Annotated in this window: 18 protein-coding genes; 8 read left to right on the top strand and 10 right to left on the bottom strand. The window is 69.4% G+C overall.

Annotated features, from left to right (window positions below; all coding sequences use genetic code 11):
• Positions 1–8: 8 nt before the first annotated feature.
• The 5 genes from ACX80P_RS06950 to pxpA are packed head-to-tail and all read right to left on the bottom strand — an operon-like array spanning position 9 to position 4,230.
• Positions 9–971, bottom strand: coding sequence for a 5-oxoprolinase subunit C family protein (locus tag ACX80P_RS06950; RefSeq protein ID WP_459277328.1), 963 nt, complete (start codon positions 969–971; stop codon positions 9–11).
• The gene (locus ACX80P_RS06945; protein WP_459277327.1) at positions 961–1,863 is read right to left on the bottom strand and encodes a 5-oxoprolinase subunit B family protein; all 903 of its coding nucleotides are present in this window, start codon (positions 1,861–1,863) and stop codon (positions 961–963) included. Before ACX80P_RS06945 ends, ACX80P_RS06950 begins: the two co-directional genes overlap by 11 nt.
• The gene (locus ACX80P_RS06940) at positions 1,860–3,215 is read right to left on the bottom strand and encodes an acetyl-CoA carboxylase biotin carboxylase subunit (protein WP_459277326.1); all 1,356 of its coding nucleotides are present in this window, start codon (positions 3,213–3,215) and stop codon (positions 1,860–1,862) included. Before ACX80P_RS06940 ends, ACX80P_RS06945 begins: the two co-directional genes overlap by 4 nt.
• A gap of 3 nt (positions 3,216–3,218) precedes the next feature.
• On the bottom strand, positions 3,219–3,458 hold the full coding sequence (locus tag ACX80P_RS06935) for an acetyl-CoA carboxylase (RefSeq protein ID WP_104049356.1): 240 nt from the start codon (positions 3,456–3,458) through the stop codon (positions 3,219–3,221).
• 28 nt (positions 3,459–3,486) lie between these two features.
• On the bottom strand, positions 3,487–4,230 hold the full coding sequence (gene pxpA / locus ACX80P_RS06930) for a 5-oxoprolinase subunit PxpA (protein WP_459277325.1): 744 nt from the start codon (positions 4,228–4,230) through the stop codon (positions 3,487–3,489).
• A 93-nt stretch (positions 4,231–4,323) separates the two neighbouring features.
• Here pxpA and ACX80P_RS06925 point away from each other — a divergent pair, with 93 nt between their 5' ends.
• A complete protein-coding gene (locus ACX80P_RS06925) occupies positions 4,324–5,847 on the top strand; it encodes a helix-turn-helix domain-containing protein (protein WP_459277324.1) in 1,524 nt (507 codons plus the stop codon).
• 78 nt (positions 5,848–5,925) lie between these two features.
• On the opposite strand, the gene ACX80P_RS06920 is transcribed toward ACX80P_RS06925, so the two are convergent.
• Positions 5,926–6,837 (bottom strand): pullulanase X25 domain-containing protein, encoded by a 912-nt coding sequence (locus ACX80P_RS06920; protein ID WP_459277323.1) that lies wholly within the window; start codon positions 6,835–6,837, stop codon positions 5,926–5,928.
• Positions 6,838–7,184: 347 nt separating this feature from the next.
• Between ACX80P_RS06920 and ACX80P_RS06915 the strand changes: the two genes are divergently transcribed.
• Entirely contained in the window at positions 7,185–7,646 is a 462-nt protein-coding gene (locus tag ACX80P_RS06915; protein ID WP_459277322.1) for a DoxX family protein, read from the top strand.
• An 85-nt stretch (positions 7,647–7,731) separates the two neighbouring features.
• Positions 7,732–8,598 (top strand): Rieske (2Fe-2S) protein, encoded by an 867-nt coding sequence (locus tag ACX80P_RS06910; RefSeq protein ID WP_459277321.1) that lies wholly within the window; start codon positions 7,732–7,734, stop codon positions 8,596–8,598.
• Between the two features lie 276 nt (positions 8,599–8,874).
• On the opposite strand, the gene ACX80P_RS06905 is transcribed toward ACX80P_RS06910, so the two are convergent.
• Positions 8,875–9,882, bottom strand: a complete 1,008-nt coding sequence (locus tag ACX80P_RS06905; RefSeq protein WP_459277320.1) for an alpha/beta fold hydrolase — start codon at positions 9,880–9,882, stop codon at positions 8,875–8,877.
• 78 nt (positions 9,883–9,960) lie between these two features.
• Positions 9,961–10,284: an NIPSNAP family protein gene (locus ACX80P_RS06900; protein WP_459277319.1), complete on the bottom strand. Its 324-nt coding sequence runs from the start codon at positions 10,282–10,284 to the stop codon at positions 9,961–9,963.
• Positions 10,285–10,497: 213 nt separating this feature from the next.
• On the opposite strand from ACX80P_RS06900, the gene ACX80P_RS06895 reads away from it, so the two are divergent.
• The gene (locus ACX80P_RS06895; protein WP_459277318.1) at positions 10,498–11,001 is read left to right on the top strand and encodes a hypothetical protein; all 504 of its coding nucleotides are present in this window, start codon (positions 10,498–10,500) and stop codon (positions 10,999–11,001) included.
• Positions 11,002–11,060: 59 nt separating this feature from the next.
• Here the strand turns inward: ACX80P_RS06895 and ACX80P_RS06890 are convergent, their stop codons facing one another.
• The gene (locus ACX80P_RS06890) at positions 11,061–11,858 is read right to left on the bottom strand and encodes a nitrilase-related carbon-nitrogen hydrolase (RefSeq protein WP_459277317.1); all 798 of its coding nucleotides are present in this window, start codon (positions 11,856–11,858) and stop codon (positions 11,061–11,063) included.
• Positions 11,859–11,993: 135 nt separating this feature from the next.
• On the opposite strand from ACX80P_RS06890, the gene ACX80P_RS06885 reads away from it, so the two are divergent.
• From ACX80P_RS06885 to ACX80P_RS06875, 3 genes are read left to right on the top strand one after another with little or no spacing between them, the layout of a single operon-like run.
• Positions 11,994–12,167: a hypothetical protein gene (locus ACX80P_RS06885; protein ID WP_459277316.1), complete on the top strand. Its 174-nt coding sequence runs from the start codon at positions 11,994–11,996 to the stop codon at positions 12,165–12,167.
• Entirely contained in the window at positions 12,164–13,645 is a 1,482-nt protein-coding gene (locus ACX80P_RS06880; protein ID WP_459277315.1) for a purine-cytosine permease family protein, read from the top strand. Before ACX80P_RS06885 ends, ACX80P_RS06880 begins: the two co-directional genes overlap by 4 nt.
• Entirely contained in the window at positions 13,642–14,739 is a 1,098-nt protein-coding gene (locus ACX80P_RS06875) for an alcohol dehydrogenase catalytic domain-containing protein (protein ID WP_459277314.1), read from the top strand. Before ACX80P_RS06880 ends, ACX80P_RS06875 begins: the two co-directional genes overlap by 4 nt.
• On the opposite strand, the gene ACX80P_RS06870 is transcribed toward ACX80P_RS06875, so the two are convergent.
• Entirely contained in the window at positions 14,726–14,851 is a 126-nt protein-coding gene (locus tag ACX80P_RS06870) for a hypothetical protein (protein WP_459277313.1), read from the bottom strand. The genes ACX80P_RS06875 and ACX80P_RS06870 overlap by 14 nt on opposite strands.
• Here ACX80P_RS06870 and ACX80P_RS06865 point away from each other — a divergent pair.
• Complete coding sequence (locus ACX80P_RS06865) at positions 14,839–15,462, top strand: TetR/AcrR family transcriptional regulator C-terminal domain-containing protein (RefSeq protein ID WP_459277312.1); 624 nt, start codon at positions 14,839–14,841, stop codon at positions 15,460–15,462. The genes ACX80P_RS06870 and ACX80P_RS06865 overlap by 13 nt on opposite strands.
• Positions 15,463–15,472: the final 10 nt, after the last annotated feature.

Genomic DNA, 15,472 nt, shown 5'->3' with positions numbered 1-15,472 from the left:
GCGCTGCTCTACCCCCAGACGGCGCGCCGGACCTTCGCCGCGTCGGCCCGCGCTGCGAGGGCCTGGTCCATCGTCACGGGCTCGAAGTGGGTCAGCGTCCCTGGTGCGCTGCGGGCGACGACGTCCATGTCCGCGCTGATGACCGTCGCCACCATCGCGTATCCGCCGCCGGACACGGCGTCCCTGTGTAGCACGATCGGTTCCTTGCCGCCCGGCACCTGGATCGATCCGATGGCATAGCCCGCGTCCACGATGTTCGAGGGATCCGATCCTGCCCCGAAGGGCTGCGTGCGAGGCTTCCATTCGAGGTCCGGACCGGAGTAGCGCAGCCCGGTGCGGTCGGCCACGGGAGTCAACGTCCACGCTGCGCTGACGAGGGTCTCCATGCCCTCCGCGGTCAGGCGGTGGTCGTAGAGGCCGGGCATGATCCGGACCGTCACCTCCTTCGGATATCCGGGGCGCAGCTCCTCGGGAATCGCATCCATCGATGGTAACGAGCCCGAAGCGACGCCCACGGGCACGGTGTCACCGGCCTTGAGCGTGCGGCCCTGCAGGCCGCCGAGGGCACCCAGCGTGTAGGTGCTGCGGCTCCCGAGGACCTCGGGCACGTCGATCCCGCCCCGTGCAGCGACGTAGTAGCGCGTCCCGCCCGAGAGCATCCCGAAGGACACCTCGTCGCCGGCGGCCAGCGACAGGCGGCTCCACTCGTCCACCGGCGTCCCGTTCACGCGCACCTCGACGGGCGCGCCCGTGACCGCGATGACGGCGTCGGTGTCCGTGGTGAAGCGTGGCCCGAGGTACGCGCATTCGAGGACGGCATCACCGGCCGTGTTGCCCACCAGCGCATTCGCCATGGATGCGGACAGCTGGTCCATGGCGCCGCCCTGCGGGATGCCCACGTTGTAGTGACCGAACCGGCCCCGGTCCTGGACCGAGGTGGCAAGGCCGGGTTCGAGGATGTCAAATGCCATCGAGCTTCTCCAGAATGTCCCGGTTGTGCGCGGAGGGGTCGGTCAGGGCCTTCTGCAGGTCGAAGGTCACGGGCGTCTGGCGGTAGGTGAAGGTTCCCGCGTCCACCTCGGCCTGGATCGCCCTGTATTCGTCCTCGTCGACCGGCTTGAACTTCACGATGTCCCCGGGGCGGAAGAAGATCATGAAGTCCGAGAAGTCGGCGAGCTTCTGGGCGGGGTCGAAGATCGGGGCCGCGGCGATCCCGAACATCTGATACCCGCCGGCGCCCCGCACCGAGTAGATGCAGGCGAAGCATCCTCCGTGGCCCACCGTCAGCGGCGGGGTGTCCGTGCGCGGACTGAGGTACTTCGGGACCTCGAGCTGCTCCTCCTGCGGGACGATCTGGAACATGAACGGCAGCCCGGCGACGAACCCCACCATGGACACCAGCCACGGCGACTCGTGGTGCTTCCGGATGAACTCCTGCGGCGAGGACAGGCCGTTCTCCTCCGCCGCGAAGTCCAGGTCCGTGCCGTCGGGCCGCTGGTGGCCCTTGCGGAAGCGTGCGCCGGTCTCCCGGGTGTAGGGGTCGTCGTACCAGACGGGGACCTCGATGATGCGCGTTTCGAGGGTCTGTTCGCTCAGGTGCGCGACCTCCTCCTCGACCTCCCGCACGAGTGACTCCAGGTCGTCCGGCGGCACCGTGTCGGGGTCGAAGCGCAGCAGCAGGGAGGCGTTGGCGGGGCAGATGTCCACCACGCCGCCGATTCCCCGCGCGGTGAGCCGGGCCGCCATCGCGTTCGCCTTGAAATTCGCCGCGAGGCTCATGCTCTCGGAGATCTCGACGAAGAGGAATTCGTCACCACCCCACGTGTAGCGGGCAGCGTCGAGGTGTGTGGGTGCGTGGCTCATGCGTTCTCTCCGAGGAGGTCCGGGGTCGATTCGATGAACTTCGAATGGTGGGTCATGTCCCGTACCTCGGGGCGGTGGAGGACCGTCGACAGGAGTGGGAGGGTGGTCCTGACGCCCTCGATCCTCACCTCCGCCAGTGCTCGCGCGGAGCGCCGGATGGCCTCGGTGCGGGTCTCGTCCCACACCACGAGCTTGGCGAGCAGGGAGTCGTAGAACGGTGCGACGGCGGACCCCGCGACGACGCCGGAGTCGATCCTCACCCCGGGGCCGCCCGGCCAGTCGAGGCGCGTCAGGGTGCCGGGGCTGGGCAGGAAGCCCTGCGACGGGTCCTCGGCGTTGATGCGGAACTCGAAGGCATGGCCCCGGAAGGTGACGTCCTCCTGCCTGAGCCGAAGGCGGCCCGTGGCGGCGACCAGGAGCTGTTCCCGGATGAGGTCGATGCCGGTCACCATCTCGGTGACCGGATGCTCCACCTGGAGCCGGGTGTTCATCTCGATGAAGGCCGCCTGCTCCCGGTCCGGGTCGTAGAGGAACTCGACGGTTCCCAGACCGGCGTAGCCGCACTGGCGGCCGAGCTCGATGGAGGAGGCACGGATGGTGTCGCGGACGTCGTCGGACAGGAGCGGGGCGGGGGCCTCCTCGATGATCTTCTGCTGGCGGCGCTGCAGCGAGCAGTCGCGGTCACCGAGGTGGATGACGCGCTCGCCGTCGCCGAGGATCTGCACCTCGACGTGGCGCGCACGGGAGACGAATTGCTCGAGGTACACCGTCGGATCGCCGAAGGCGGCCTGTGCCTCCGCCCGGGCGACGTCGAGGGTCTGGAGGAGGTCGCCCTCCTCGGTCACGAGGCGGATGCCCCGCCCTCCGCCGCCGGCGGACGCCTTGACCACCAGGGGATACCCGATCTCCCGCGCGATGGGCAGGGGGTCGACGTCGGGGTCCAGGGCGCCGTCACTGCCGGGCAGCGTCGGCACGCCCGCGTCCTGCGCGGCCTGCCGTGCACGGGACTTGTTGCCCATCAGTTCGATGGCGTCGGGTGAGGGACCCACCCACGTGATGCCGGCGTCGAGGACGGAACGGGCGAAGCGGGCGTTCTCCGACAGGAAGCCGTACCCGGGATGGAGCGCGTCGCACCCGGAAGCCTCGGCGGCCGCGAGCACCGCGGCGCCGTCGAGGTAGCTCTTCGCGGCCGGTGCCGGACCGATCACCCGGACGTCGTCGGCGAGCGACGCCGCGTAGGAACCTGCGTCCGGTTCGCTCGCGGCGAGGACGGTCCCGAATCCCAGTTCCCGTGCCGCACGGATGACGCGGACGGCGATCTCGCCGCGGTTCGCGATCAGGAGGCGTTCCATCCGCTAGCCCTCGGACACCGTGGCGATGACGTCGCCGGGATTGACGGTCCCGGAGTCCTCGACGGCGAAGCTCTCGAGGGTGCCGGCCACATCGCTGCGGATCTCGGAGAACTGCTTCATGATCTCCACCACCCCGATGGTCTGGCCCGCCTCGATGGCATCGCCCTCGTTCGCGTACGGGTCCTTGTCCGGACCGGGTTTGCGGTAGAAGATGCCGGGCAGTGGGGAGACGATGTCGGCCATGGTGGTCCTTTCGGGGGCAGGTGGGATATCAGAGGGCGTCGAGGGCGGAGCGGACCGCTGCCGCCACCTCGGGGGAGTTGGGGGCGTCCGAGTGGACGCAGACGCTGTCGAACGGGATGGTGAGCCACGTGCCATCGGAGGCTTCGACGACCCCGTCCGTCAGGGCGCGCGCCACGCGACGAGCGGCGGCGGCAGGGTCGGTCGGCTCCGGGCGGCGCTGGATGAGGAGCTCGCCGGCCGGCCCGTAGTTGAGGTCCACGTAGAGCTCGGCCACGAAGGGCACCCCGAGTTCCTCGCAGACTGTCTGGTGTGCGGTCCCGGCGATGCCGTAGACGGGGACGTCGAAGAGCTGCGCCACCCGTGCGGCGCCCCTCATGAGGTCCGCGTCCCGTGCCAGCATGCCGTAGAGGGACCCGTGGGGTTTGATGTGGCTGAGGCTCGAGCCCTCCCGCCGCAGGAAGGCGCTGAGCGCACCCACCTGGTAGAGCATGATGTGCTCCACCTCCTGGGGGGACAGCTTCATCTCCCGACGCCCGAAGCCCACGAGGTCCGGCAGTCCGGGATGGGCCCCGATCAGTACGCCCTTCTCCTTCGCCGCGGCGACGGTCTCCGCCATCGTGTCCGGATCCCCGGAGTGGAAACCGCAGGCCACATTGATGGCGTCCACGGTCTCGAGGAGGGCGGGATCGTTCCCGAAGGAGTGGAGGCCGAGGGACTCGCCCATGTCCGAATTGATCGTCGGCGTCCCGCGCCGGTCTGCAACGTCCGTCATGCGACAACCATAGAGACGGTTCCGGTGCCTATATAGTGGGCGCTTGCCCTCGGTTCTCCCTCGCCGGAGGGCGGATGCACACAGGAGGCCTCCATGATCGTCGCTGATCTGCTGGCAGCGGATGCGCTTCAGCTGCGCCTCCATACGCCGTCGTCCGTGGAGCGGCTGGGCTGGGACATCAGCTGGTGTGCGCCGGCGGAGACCATCGACCCGACGCCGTTCCTCAGCGACAACGTCGTCCTGCTGACCAACGGGATCGGGCTGAACATCGAGGACCAACGCACGTGGACCGCCTATGTGGAACGGCTCGTCCGGGTCCGGGTGGCGGCCATCGCCTTCGGGACCGGGACGGCGCACCGGCTCGTCCCGCCGGGGCTGGTGCGGGCGGCGACGGACCTCGACGTGCCGCTGCTGGAGATCCCGCAGACCGTCCCTTTCCTGCAGGTCCACCGCCACGTGACGAACGTCCTGGAGGTGGAGCGCTTCACGGCCGTGAACCGGTCCTGGGAGCTGGCGCAGGAGTGCGCGCAGCTCGCCGCCTCCGGCTCCCACCTGCAGGCAGTGCTCGACGCCGCCGCGCTCGCGGCCATGGGCCGGCTCGCCATCGTGGACGCAGCCGGCGTGGTCATCGCGCGCTCGCCGTCGGCCTCGGTCTGGACCCAGGCGGACCTCACGGACCAGCCGGCTGCCGGGCAGGGCAGCATCCCGCTGCCCATGGGCAGCGGTGACTCGTTCCAGCTGGTGGTGCGGGAGGCGACGTCGGACCACCCCGTGGCGACGCTGCTCGCACCGGCAGCCTCGATCATCGCCGTGCAACTGCAGACCGCGCTCCACACCACGACGCACAAGGAACGCGAACTGGAGACCCTCCTCGACCAGGTGCCCGACTGGTCAGGCGTCGCCCTGGAGGAGTTCGCCGGGACTTTCCGGTCCACCGGCCTGGACGTCCACCGGCCCACGCTCGTGCTGGCCGCGACCGCGGGGCGCCGCAACCTCTCCAACGCCTGGCGCATCCGCCTCCTGCTGCAGTCCCGGTTCGACGACGTGCGGGTGCAGGTCCGGTCGGGCATCCTCTACGCCTTCGCCCAGGGGCCCCTGGACGGCGCTGACGTGGAGGATGCCGCGACTGAATTGCTCGCCGCGTGTGTCCGGGAGCTCCCCGGCCAGCCCCTCGTGCTCAAGGGTGCCTGCCGGACCATCGACGAGCTGCGCCTGGGCATCCACCAGGCGGGGATGATGGTGGGGGAGGTCCGCGCGCCCGTGCGCGCCCCGGATCTGGGGATCCGCTCGCTGATCGCCTCCACGGCCTCGTCCGGTGCCCGCGCCGGCGCGCACAAGCTCCTGGCGCCGGTCATCGAGTACGACGCCGCGCACGCGGTGGATCTGCTCGGCACGCTGGAGGCGTTCCTCGAGCACGACGCACAGCCGGGGCGCACCGCGCGGAAGCTGTTCATCCACCGCAATACGCTGGCCCAGCGCCTCGGGAAGCTCGAGGCCCTGCTCCGCGTGTCGCTGACATCGCTCGACGGGCAGGCCACCTGCCTTCTGGCGCTGCAGATCCTGCGCTCGGGGCCGCCGGCGTCGCACACGGCGGCGTCCCTGATCGATCGCCGCTAGCAGCGGTCGCGCCCCGGGAGCGACGACGGCCCCGCCCGCCACCCGGAGGCAGCGGACAGGGCCTTGGTCGATGAGGGCCTAGGAGGTCCGGATGTCCTTCGTGTCGTAGTCGAACCGGAAGGTCACCGTGGTGTCGGTGATCAGGTGCAGTTCGTGGTTGGCGCCGTCACGCGTGCCGAACCGGCCGTAGTTCTCCTCCCACGAGCCGTTGACGAGGATCTTGAACTGGTAGGTCCCGGCAGGCAGCTGCAGGGTGTGCAGCCAGAGGTTCTCGGTCGGCTCCCAGTCGAACTGCAGCTCGCGGAGATCGGTGCTCCAGTGGCCGGCGTCGCCGAAGAGCGGGGCGAAGTCGCCGGACAGGGCCACCGACTGCGGCTGGTCCTGCCACGCGAGGTCGGCGGTCGAATCGGGGGTCGCGCCGGGAGTTGCGTCGGGGGTCTCATCGGTCGGCGACGCGGCGAGCGCCTCGGCGGCGGAGGCGACGAGGTCGGCCGGAGGCTCCTCGGCCACAGCGTCGGGCGAGATCTCGAGGGTCGGGGTGACGTCCGGCGGCGTCGGATCCTCGGACCCGGACGCCTGCGCCTCCTCGCCCAGCTGCTCGGGTGCCTGGGGTGCATGGACGACGGCCTCGGCCTGCTCGGGCACGGGAGCGCCACTGATCATGGCGTTGACGAACTGCTCCGGGTCGGTGAACGCCGCGACGGCACGGACGCCCTCGTCGGTGGCGGTCCAGCCGTTGCGGCCCTTGACGAGCCACCCGGCCTTCACGAGCTTCGACGTCGCCGTCGTCAGCGCCTTGAAGCCGCGGGGGACGCCGCCGGAGAGGAGCTCCGCCTCCTTGTCATCGAACGGTACTTCCGCGACGGACTTGGCCATCAGCTCACTGGGCGCGATGACGGAGCCGGACGCCTGGTGGTCGGCTAGCAGGGCGAGGGTGGTGCGCAGACGGGCGTTGGTGCGGTTGCGGGGGGCGATGGCGATCTCCTTCATGGTGTTCCTGCGGCTGACTGCCGTTCGTCGGGACCGACCAGCCGCGCGGTGGACGTTCCGGGGCATTCCTACCGCGGCGCGCTCCGTGGCGCAAGGGCCGACGACGACAGCACACTGATTTTATCGTCAGGACGGCGCTTCTTCGTGCCGGGGAGCGCGGACCGCCATATCCCGTCATCTGACGGACCGGTGCGCATGAGACGGACGACGCCGACCAGGTCCCAGAGTAGGAGACGACGTCGGGCGAGCAGAACCTCGCGACTACCCGATTCTGCTCCGTCGGCTACCTGCCGGCACCGGGAGGACAGCGGGAGGGCTGTGCGCGCCCGGGTGCTATCGTGCGCTGGATGGCGTCCCTCGCAGCTCCCCGGCGCACGTCCACCGTGCGGACGACGGCACGCATCGTGCTCGGCGCCTTCCTCCTGTTCGCGGGCACGGCCCACCTGGCGTTCGCCCGAGCGGAGTTCGCCGCACAGGTCCCGGGCTGGCTGCCGCTCGACACGGACGTCGTGGTGGTCGCGTCGGGCGTCGTCGAACTGGTGCTCGGCGCCGCGCTCGTGGGCCTAGGCCGGTACCGGGTGGTCGTGGGCTGGGTGGTTGCAGCTTTCTTCGTCGCGATCTTCCCCGGCAACATCGCCCAGTACGTCGACGGCGTCAGCGCGTTCGGGCTCGAGACCGACGCTGCCCGCCTCACCCGCCTGTTCTTCCAGCCCGTGCTCGTGGTGTGGGCGCTGTGGTCCACGGGAGCGTGGCGGGATCGCCGGACACTGCTCGGTGAGGGTCGACGTCGATACGCACCGCCGGATTAGAGCGCCACACGTCGGCAATCCTCAGTATGCTTCGTAAATCAGGCGATAGCTCCGCTTCTGCCCACCCGCACCTCGAGGAGACACCATGAAGACCCTCCGCCCCCTGCAATCCGTCGAGAAGCTCGAGAACGCCACCGGGCTCGACCCGATCGTGACCACGATGCGCGGCGTCGTGCAGGCCGTGATCAAGCCCGGCGCCCTGCGCGACATCCTGCACGGCGTGCCGATCGGCCACCCGCTGCACCCGCTGATGATCCTCGTGCCGACGGGCACCTGGTTCTCCGCGGCCATCCTCGATGCGATCCCCGGGTCGAAGAAGGCCTCGGCCATCCTGATCGGCACCGGCGTGGTCACGGCCGGCCCCACCGCCGTGGCCGGCTGGACCGACTGGTCGGAGGGACACGAACAGCAGCAGCGCGTCGGTATCGTGCACGCCGGCGCGAACATCATCGCCGTCGGGCTGTACGCGCTCTCCCTCGTCCAGCGACTGCGCGGCAAGTCCGGCAAGGTGCTCTCCTACACCGGGCTCGTCGTCGTCTCCGCCGGCGGTTTCCTCGGTGGGCACATGTCCTACCGGCAGTCGCTCGGCGCCAACCACGCCGAGGACGTGCCGCACCGTGTCGAGCCCGGCTGGCACCCGATCGGCGCGCTCACCGACCTCCCCGACGGCAAGCTCGAGCGGAAGATGCTCGGCGAGGTCCCGCTCGTCGTCTTCCGTCAGGGCAACGAGGTGTCCGTCCTCTCGGACACCTGCAGCCACCTCTCGGGACCGCTCAACGAGGGCACAGTGACGTACGACGACGGCGCCTGCGTGGTCTGCCCGTGGCACAACAGCACGTTCTCGCTGAAGAACGGCGAGGTCAGGCAGGGCCCTGCGACGTCACCGCAGCCGTCGTTCAGGACCCGCGTCATGGCCGGACTGGTCGAGGTGTCGCTGCCCAACGCGGGCTGACGGCGTACCCCGGGGCCCGGTACGGAGGCGTCGGGGCAGCACGCCCCCGTACCGGTTCCCGGGTCTTCGAGGGCAGGGGGTGCATGTCGTGCCGCCCTGGGCACGCTGAGCCACCCCGGACCTATCGACCGTTCGCCCCATCTGCCCCGATACCGCAGCCCGTCGCAGCCTGCCGGTAGCCGCGGCACCATCGATGCGCGACCCGGGCATCAGTCGGTCGCCTGACACGACGATGCCCGGCACGCGTAGTGCAGGGCATCGTCCTGGGGTCTTCGATCAGTTGCTCAGTAGTTCAGTGATTCCTTGATCGATGAACTGCTGGTCCGCGGGATTGAAGGGAGCCAGATGCCCCCAGATGGTCGGAATAGGTCTGGCGGTGGCGTCCGGTATGCGGCTTGCTTCGTACTCGCTGTCGATCGGCGGAAAATACCGGTCCGTGTCGGCGTTCATGATGATCGTCTTCGCGCGGATGGCCCCGAGTGCCGCGTCGAAGTCACCGCCGAAGGTCGGGTGGTCGCCGAGATCGTTGTGGGTCCACGTCTGGATCTGAGCAAGGAGGTCGTTCGCGTCGCACTTGAGGAAGAACGGTTCCCAGAAGATCTCGATGAACTCCTCGATACTGCTCGCACCGAAGCCGCGGTATACCTCTTCGCGGTAGAACGCCTCCGAGAAGCCCCATCCGGCGTAGATCGATGCGAAGGTCCGGAGGCCTCGGACCGGGGGCTTGTCACCGTAGAAGCCGTCATTCCAGTCAGGGTCGGCGGTGATGGCACGCACGAGCGCGTGCAGGAATACCTTGTTGTACTGCGCTGTGCGGGCGGAGCCGGAGATCGGCGCTATGGCCTGCACCATCTCCGGATGCAGTGCCGCCCACGCGTAGGTCTGGCACGCACCCATGGACCAGCTCGAGACGAGCCGGATCGTCTCGATACCGAACTGCTCGGTCACGAGCCGGTGCTGGGCATTGATGTTGTCATAGGCGGTGACCCGTGGGAAGGTGCCCCGGCCGAACGGGGGAGGCGTGTTGCTCGGCGAGGAGGAGACGGCTGCGCCGAAGTGGTTCGGCACGATGATGAAGTACCTGCTCGGCTTCAGGGCGCGGTCCTCACCGGTCATCCACGTTGCCGTATCCGTCGGAGTAGCAGTGAACCAGGTCGGGCAGATCACGACGTTGTCCTTGGCGTCGTTCAGCTCGCCCAACGTCGTGTACCCCAGCTGGGCGGACGGAAGGACTGAGCCCTTCTGAAGGGTGAAATCCCCCAGGTCGAAAAGCCTATGCTCCATGACATTGCTCCCTTCGCCGGGGCTCCCTCGTTGGAGCTCAGCCTGATCGTACAGAGGACCTCGCTCCCGGGTACAGGCTCAGCGCGCCACAGCGATGGGGTACAGGTCGGTCGCCTCGAGCATCACGGATTCGATGCTCGCCGCCAGGGCACCGTCCGTCTCCGACGCCGCCTTCGCCTCGGTCCAGCGGGGGTCGGCGCCGAACGCCGCCCAGTTCGCCTTCGGATCGCCGTCGTGTTCGAGGAGGTAGACGAGGACGTCGTCGCTGCCGACCGGCGTCCAGTAGCCGAGGCTCCTCATGTTGTGTTCGGTGAACAGGTCGATGGTCGAGGAGCGGAAGCGCTCCACGAGGGCGTCCATCTTGCCGGGGTTCGCGGTGTAGGTGCGGAGTTCGTAGGTCATGGTTCTCCCGGTGCGTGCTGGCTGGTGGTCAGACCCAGACTAAGCCCGCGAGCGAGCGCCTTTCGTGGCGGACCTCTTCCGTCGGATCACGCAAGTCGTCGGACGATGAGCCTGGGCGGTTGTCGACGCGGGTCGTTCCGGGATCACGCACGATGTGGAATGTCAGTGGTGCGGGAAATCATGGATCGACGCCACCGTCTGAAAGGAGCCCGGATGATCGGAACTTCCGTTGGCGAGCTGACCGCTACTGAGATCGACTGTGCGCCCGTCGACGACGCCTTTCTGGACCTCCTCCTGCACCCGGCCGCTGAGGAAGCGTTCCAGTGGATGGCCAGCGTCGATGGCTGTTGCAGCGACTGGCGGGACCTGGGGTCGCGGGCCCGGGTGGTCCGTCTGATCCGGCTGATCGCCGCCAGTGGTGACTGGCTGATCATCCAGTCCAAGAACCTCGACCGCGGTCCGTCGGGACGATACGCCCAGGTCATGAACACGGGAAGCGGCTACCTCGTGGAGGTCGCCTACTGCGATGACGCAGGGACCCACAACTGGCGGATCGGACTGGGCGCGGAGGCGGACGACGCCGGGAACAAGCCTCACGCCGCCGTCGCACCGATCCAACAGCTCGGCTTTGCGGCCGTCACCGAGGTGCTGGATTCCTGGCTGCGCGGGCACGGCATACCCCTCGGGTACGGCGGGGCACTGCACGTGTACAGGTGACCCGTCCGGACGGCCGACGACGCGGTGTCCCACGTACGGCACAAAGCAATCGGGAGGCGTCAGGCGAAGAGCCCCGGACGACGGCAGGTCAGGTAGGTGTTGAGCTCCCGGGCCCGGCGCACCTCTGCCTGGTCCACGCCGGCGAAGAGCAGTTCCTCACCGTCGCCGGCGAGCCCGAGGAACGTCCCGTAGGGGCCTGTGATGCAGCTCAGCCCGGTGAAGCCCGGCGCCGTGTGGTTCGCGTAGGCGATGTACACCCCGTTCTCGAGGGCCCGCGCGGGCACCAGCAGCGTCGAGATGCGCTCGGCGTTGTAGGTGTGCACCGGCGGCCGGTTCCCGACGTCGCCCGTGGCCGGCACCGCGGTGGGGACGAGGAGCAGATCGGCGCCACGCTGGGCGGCGCTGCGCACGAATTCCGGGAACTCGACGTCGTAGCAGATGCCGAGCGCCACGCCCATGCCCAGCAGCGGGACCACCTCGGGAAGCTCGTCGCCGGGGACGAAGACGGACTGCTCCTCGGCCCCGAACAGGTGCGCCTTCCGGTACCGGGTCAGCTCCGCGCCCTGGTGGTCGAAGAGGGACGCGGTGATGTGCCGGGCGTCCGCGGTGGCCTCGACGGAGGATCCGACGAGCGCGATCCGGTACCGCCGGGCGATGCAGGCGAGCGCGTCCCGTACCGCCTGCCCGTCCGACTCCGCGACGAGCGCGGGAGCGTAGCCGGTGGCGAAGAGCTCCGGGGTCACGAGGATCTCCGCGCCCTGGGCGGCCGCGCGGGCGGCATGCCCGTCGAGGCGGCGGAGGTTCTCCTCCACGGCGCCAACCGTCCCGGCGGCCTGGAGCACAGCGAGAGCGGGCACCGCTGCTCCTTCCGGGAGGCCGGGGATGCGGGGTTCCGCCGGGCAGATTTCGACGGCCGATCCATTGACAGCCCTCATGATAGGCACAACGATGTACCAGAACCGAATGACATTCGATTATTGGAGAAGCGCATCATGGATCCAGCTGACGCCACCACGGCAAGCGATCTGCAGTCCAGGCTCGGCGAGATCGCCGCCCACGAGGAGGACGACGCCTCCCGCGCCGCACTCTCGGGACGGCACCTCGGCCTGTACGCCCTCGTGACCCTCGGGATCACCCTGCTGGGCTTCCTGGTGCTGGCGCTGTGAGCACGAAGAACCCGCAGAGCACCGGCAGCACCCAGATGAACACGAACGACGTCGGCAACGGCGGATCGCTCGGCTCGCTGCCCCTGCTCCGCAGGGAACGGATCTGGAACGGCGCCGACTTCACCGGCGTCAACATCAGCCTCGCCATCGCCACCTGGGCGTTCCTCGTCGGCGGGTCGACGGCGCTGCTCGTCGGTTTCCAGCAGGGCATCGCCGCCATGATCATCGGCAACGCGATCGGCCTCGGGTTCATGATCCTGGCCAGCGTCGTCGCCAGCCAGCGCTACGGCGTGGAGCAGTACACCATCCTCCGGCCCGTCTTCGGGCTCGTCGGGGTGGGGATCCTCGTCTTCACTGTCATCCTGATCACCGAGATGGGCTGGTCCTCGCTGCTGGCCATCATGGTCGGCCGGGCCGTCACCCAGGTCTCCAACTCCACGTTCAGCACAGACTTCGGGCCCGAGAGCGTCATGGTCACGGTCTTCGCCCTCCTCGCGATCGCAGTCTCCTGGTGGATCCTCTCCCGCGGACCCGTGACCATCGGCCGGTTCAACAAGTTCATCGCCCCGGGCCTGATCGTCGTGACCGTCTTCCTCATGGTCTTCCTGGTCCTCAACACCTCCTGGGGCACGCTGTTCAGCGCCGCGCCGCTGGCCCCGTTCGAGGACGAGCGCCTCAACTTCGCCCTCGCCGTCGAGTTCAACGTGGGCGTCGGCGTGTCCTGGTACCCGGTCATGGGGTCCCTCGCCCGGCTGACCAAGACCCCGACGGCCGCCCTCTGGCCGTCCTACCTCGGGCTGTTCGGTGCCACCCTGATCGCGCAGGTCGTCGGCATGGCCGCCGCCCTGACGCTCGGGGATTCCGATCCGACCGTCTGGATGCTGCCGTTCGGCGGCCCCGTCCTCGGCGCGTTCATCCTGCTGTTCATCGCGTTCGCGAACATCACGAGCACGTCGTCGATCGTCTACTCGACGGTGCTCGCCATCCGGCAGGCGAGCGGTACTCTGCTCTCCGGGGTCCGGTGGGCGTGGCTGTGTGCGGCGTTCTTCGTCCTGCCGGCCGTCCTCGCGTTCTTCCCGGGGTTCATGTACCAGCGGTTCATGGTGTTCGTGACCCTCAGCGGCGCGTTCCTGGCTCCGATGTGCGGGGCGATCATCGCCGACTACTTCCTGCTGCGTCGCCAGCGCGTCGTCCTCCAGGACCTCTACCGCCACCGCCAGACAAGCGCCTACCACTTCCACGGTGGCGTCAACTGGGCCGGCATGGCCGCCGTCGTCGCCGGGGCCGCCTTCTACCTCGTCATCTACAACCCGGTCACACTGACCGCACTGCCCGTCTTCGGCTACATCACCGCGTCCTTCCCCGCCGCCATCGTCGGCGGCGTCGTCTACTACGCCCTCGCCCGCGTCCTCTACGTCCGCCGCGGCCTCGGCGGCTACGCGACCGGTCCCGAGCAGGAAGTCGAGGGTCGCGCATGAGCCGCACCTCCCGCGCCGCCGTCCACCGCCGCGGTTCGCAGGACCTCGACCTGACCGCCGTCGACGTCGCCGATCCCGCCCCGGGCACCGTCCTCGTCCGCATGGGCGCCTCGGGCGTGTGCGGATCGGACCGGCACGTGCTCGACGGCGACTGGACGCTGCCCTCGCCCACGGTGATGGGCCACGAGGGCGCGGGGACCGTCGAGGCGATCGGCGACGGCGTCACGGACGTCGCGGCGGGCGACCACGTGATCCTCTCCTGGTTCTACCCCTGCCGGCGCTGCACCGCGTGCCTGTCGGGGAAGTCGTATGTGTGCACGGGCAGCCGGTCCGAGGAGTGCCTCCTGCCCGACGGCAGCAGCCCGCTCACCCTCGACGGCGACCGCGTGTTCCCGTACCTGACCGTCGGGTCCATGAGCGAATACGCGGTCGTCCCCGAAGCCGGCGCCATCCGCATCCCCGACGAGGTCCCGTTCGACGTCGCCAGCCTCATCGGCTGCTCCGTCGCCACCGGCTTCGGAGCGGTCGTGAACGACGCCGGTGTCGAGGCCGGCACGTCCGCCGTCGTCGTCGGGACCGGCGGCGTGGGGCTCTCGATCATCATGGCGCTGCGGCTCGTGGGCGCGAACCCGATCATCGCCGTCGACCTCAGCGAGGAGAAGCTCGCGGCGGCGCGGGAGTTCGGCGCCACCCACACCCTCGTGCCGTCCGACGGGCTCGCGGAGGAGGTCGCCGCGATCACGCAGGGAGGCGCCGCCTACGCGTTCGAGGCGATCGGCCGGGTGCAGACCATCGAGTCCCTTCCCTCGCTCATCGCCCCCGGAGGCAAGGCCGTTCTCGTGGGACTGCCGCCGGAGGACAGCCCGGTCTCCATCGACGCGCTGATGCTCGCGGAGAGCGGGAAGTCTCTCATCGGCTCCAACTACGGCTCCACCGTGCCGGGGCGGGACTTCCCGCGCCTCGCCGCGCTGTACCTCGCGGGGCGGCTGCCCGTGGACCGGCTCATCTCGCACCGGATTAGGCTGGACGAGGTCAACGAGGCCTTCGACGCGATGCGCCGGGGCGAGCGGGCGCGCAGCGTCATCGTGTTCTGACGACGACGAGGGGGACGACGACGACGGCGACGACGACGGCGGGAGCCTCGCCGAACCGGGACAGCAGAGGGCGGCTCAGCCGCCGGTACAAGGGGGAGCATGGGGCGGCCACGCCAGGCGATTCTGTCGCCGGAGAAGATCTATCGGGCAGCACTGGAGCTGGTGGACGAGTTCGGCGATTTCACGCTGCCGGGGCTGGCGAAGAAGCTGTCCGTCAGCCCGTCCTCGATCTACCACCACGTCCAGGGACGCCCGGAGATCATCAACGGGATCCGGTCCGTCATCGGCTCCGACGCCCTGGCGGCGGGGGACTTCTTCACGGCGGGTCCTGATTGGCGGGACCGGGCCGCCGCGTGGGCGAGGAGCTACCGCAGCGCACTCGGCCAGCATGCGAAGGCCATCCCGCTGCTCGTGGGGGAGGCCGTGACGGACACCGCGACGCTGGACATCTACGAGCACCTCGCCGCGGTGTTCGTGGAGCAGGGCTTCGCGCCGAACGACGTCGTGGTGGCCGTGACCGTCCTCGACAGCTTCATGCTGGGGTCCGCGCTGGACATGGCGTCCCCCGAGCTGTCCTGGCTCGCCGACGCCGAGGGCCAGCCCGCGCTGCACGGTGCCTTCGCCGGCGCCTCCCTGGACGGGAAACGCTCGGACCTCGGCTTCGAGGCGGGCGTGGCGGCGATCATCGGGTACCTCGAGACGCTGCTGCCGGTACGCTCCTGACCGTGGGTCG

The sequence above is a fragment of the Arthrobacter arabinosi genome, assembly GCF_054511115.1.
Note: the sequence above shows the minus strand (reverse complement) of the source record. Positions and strands in the feature narration are given on the sequence as shown.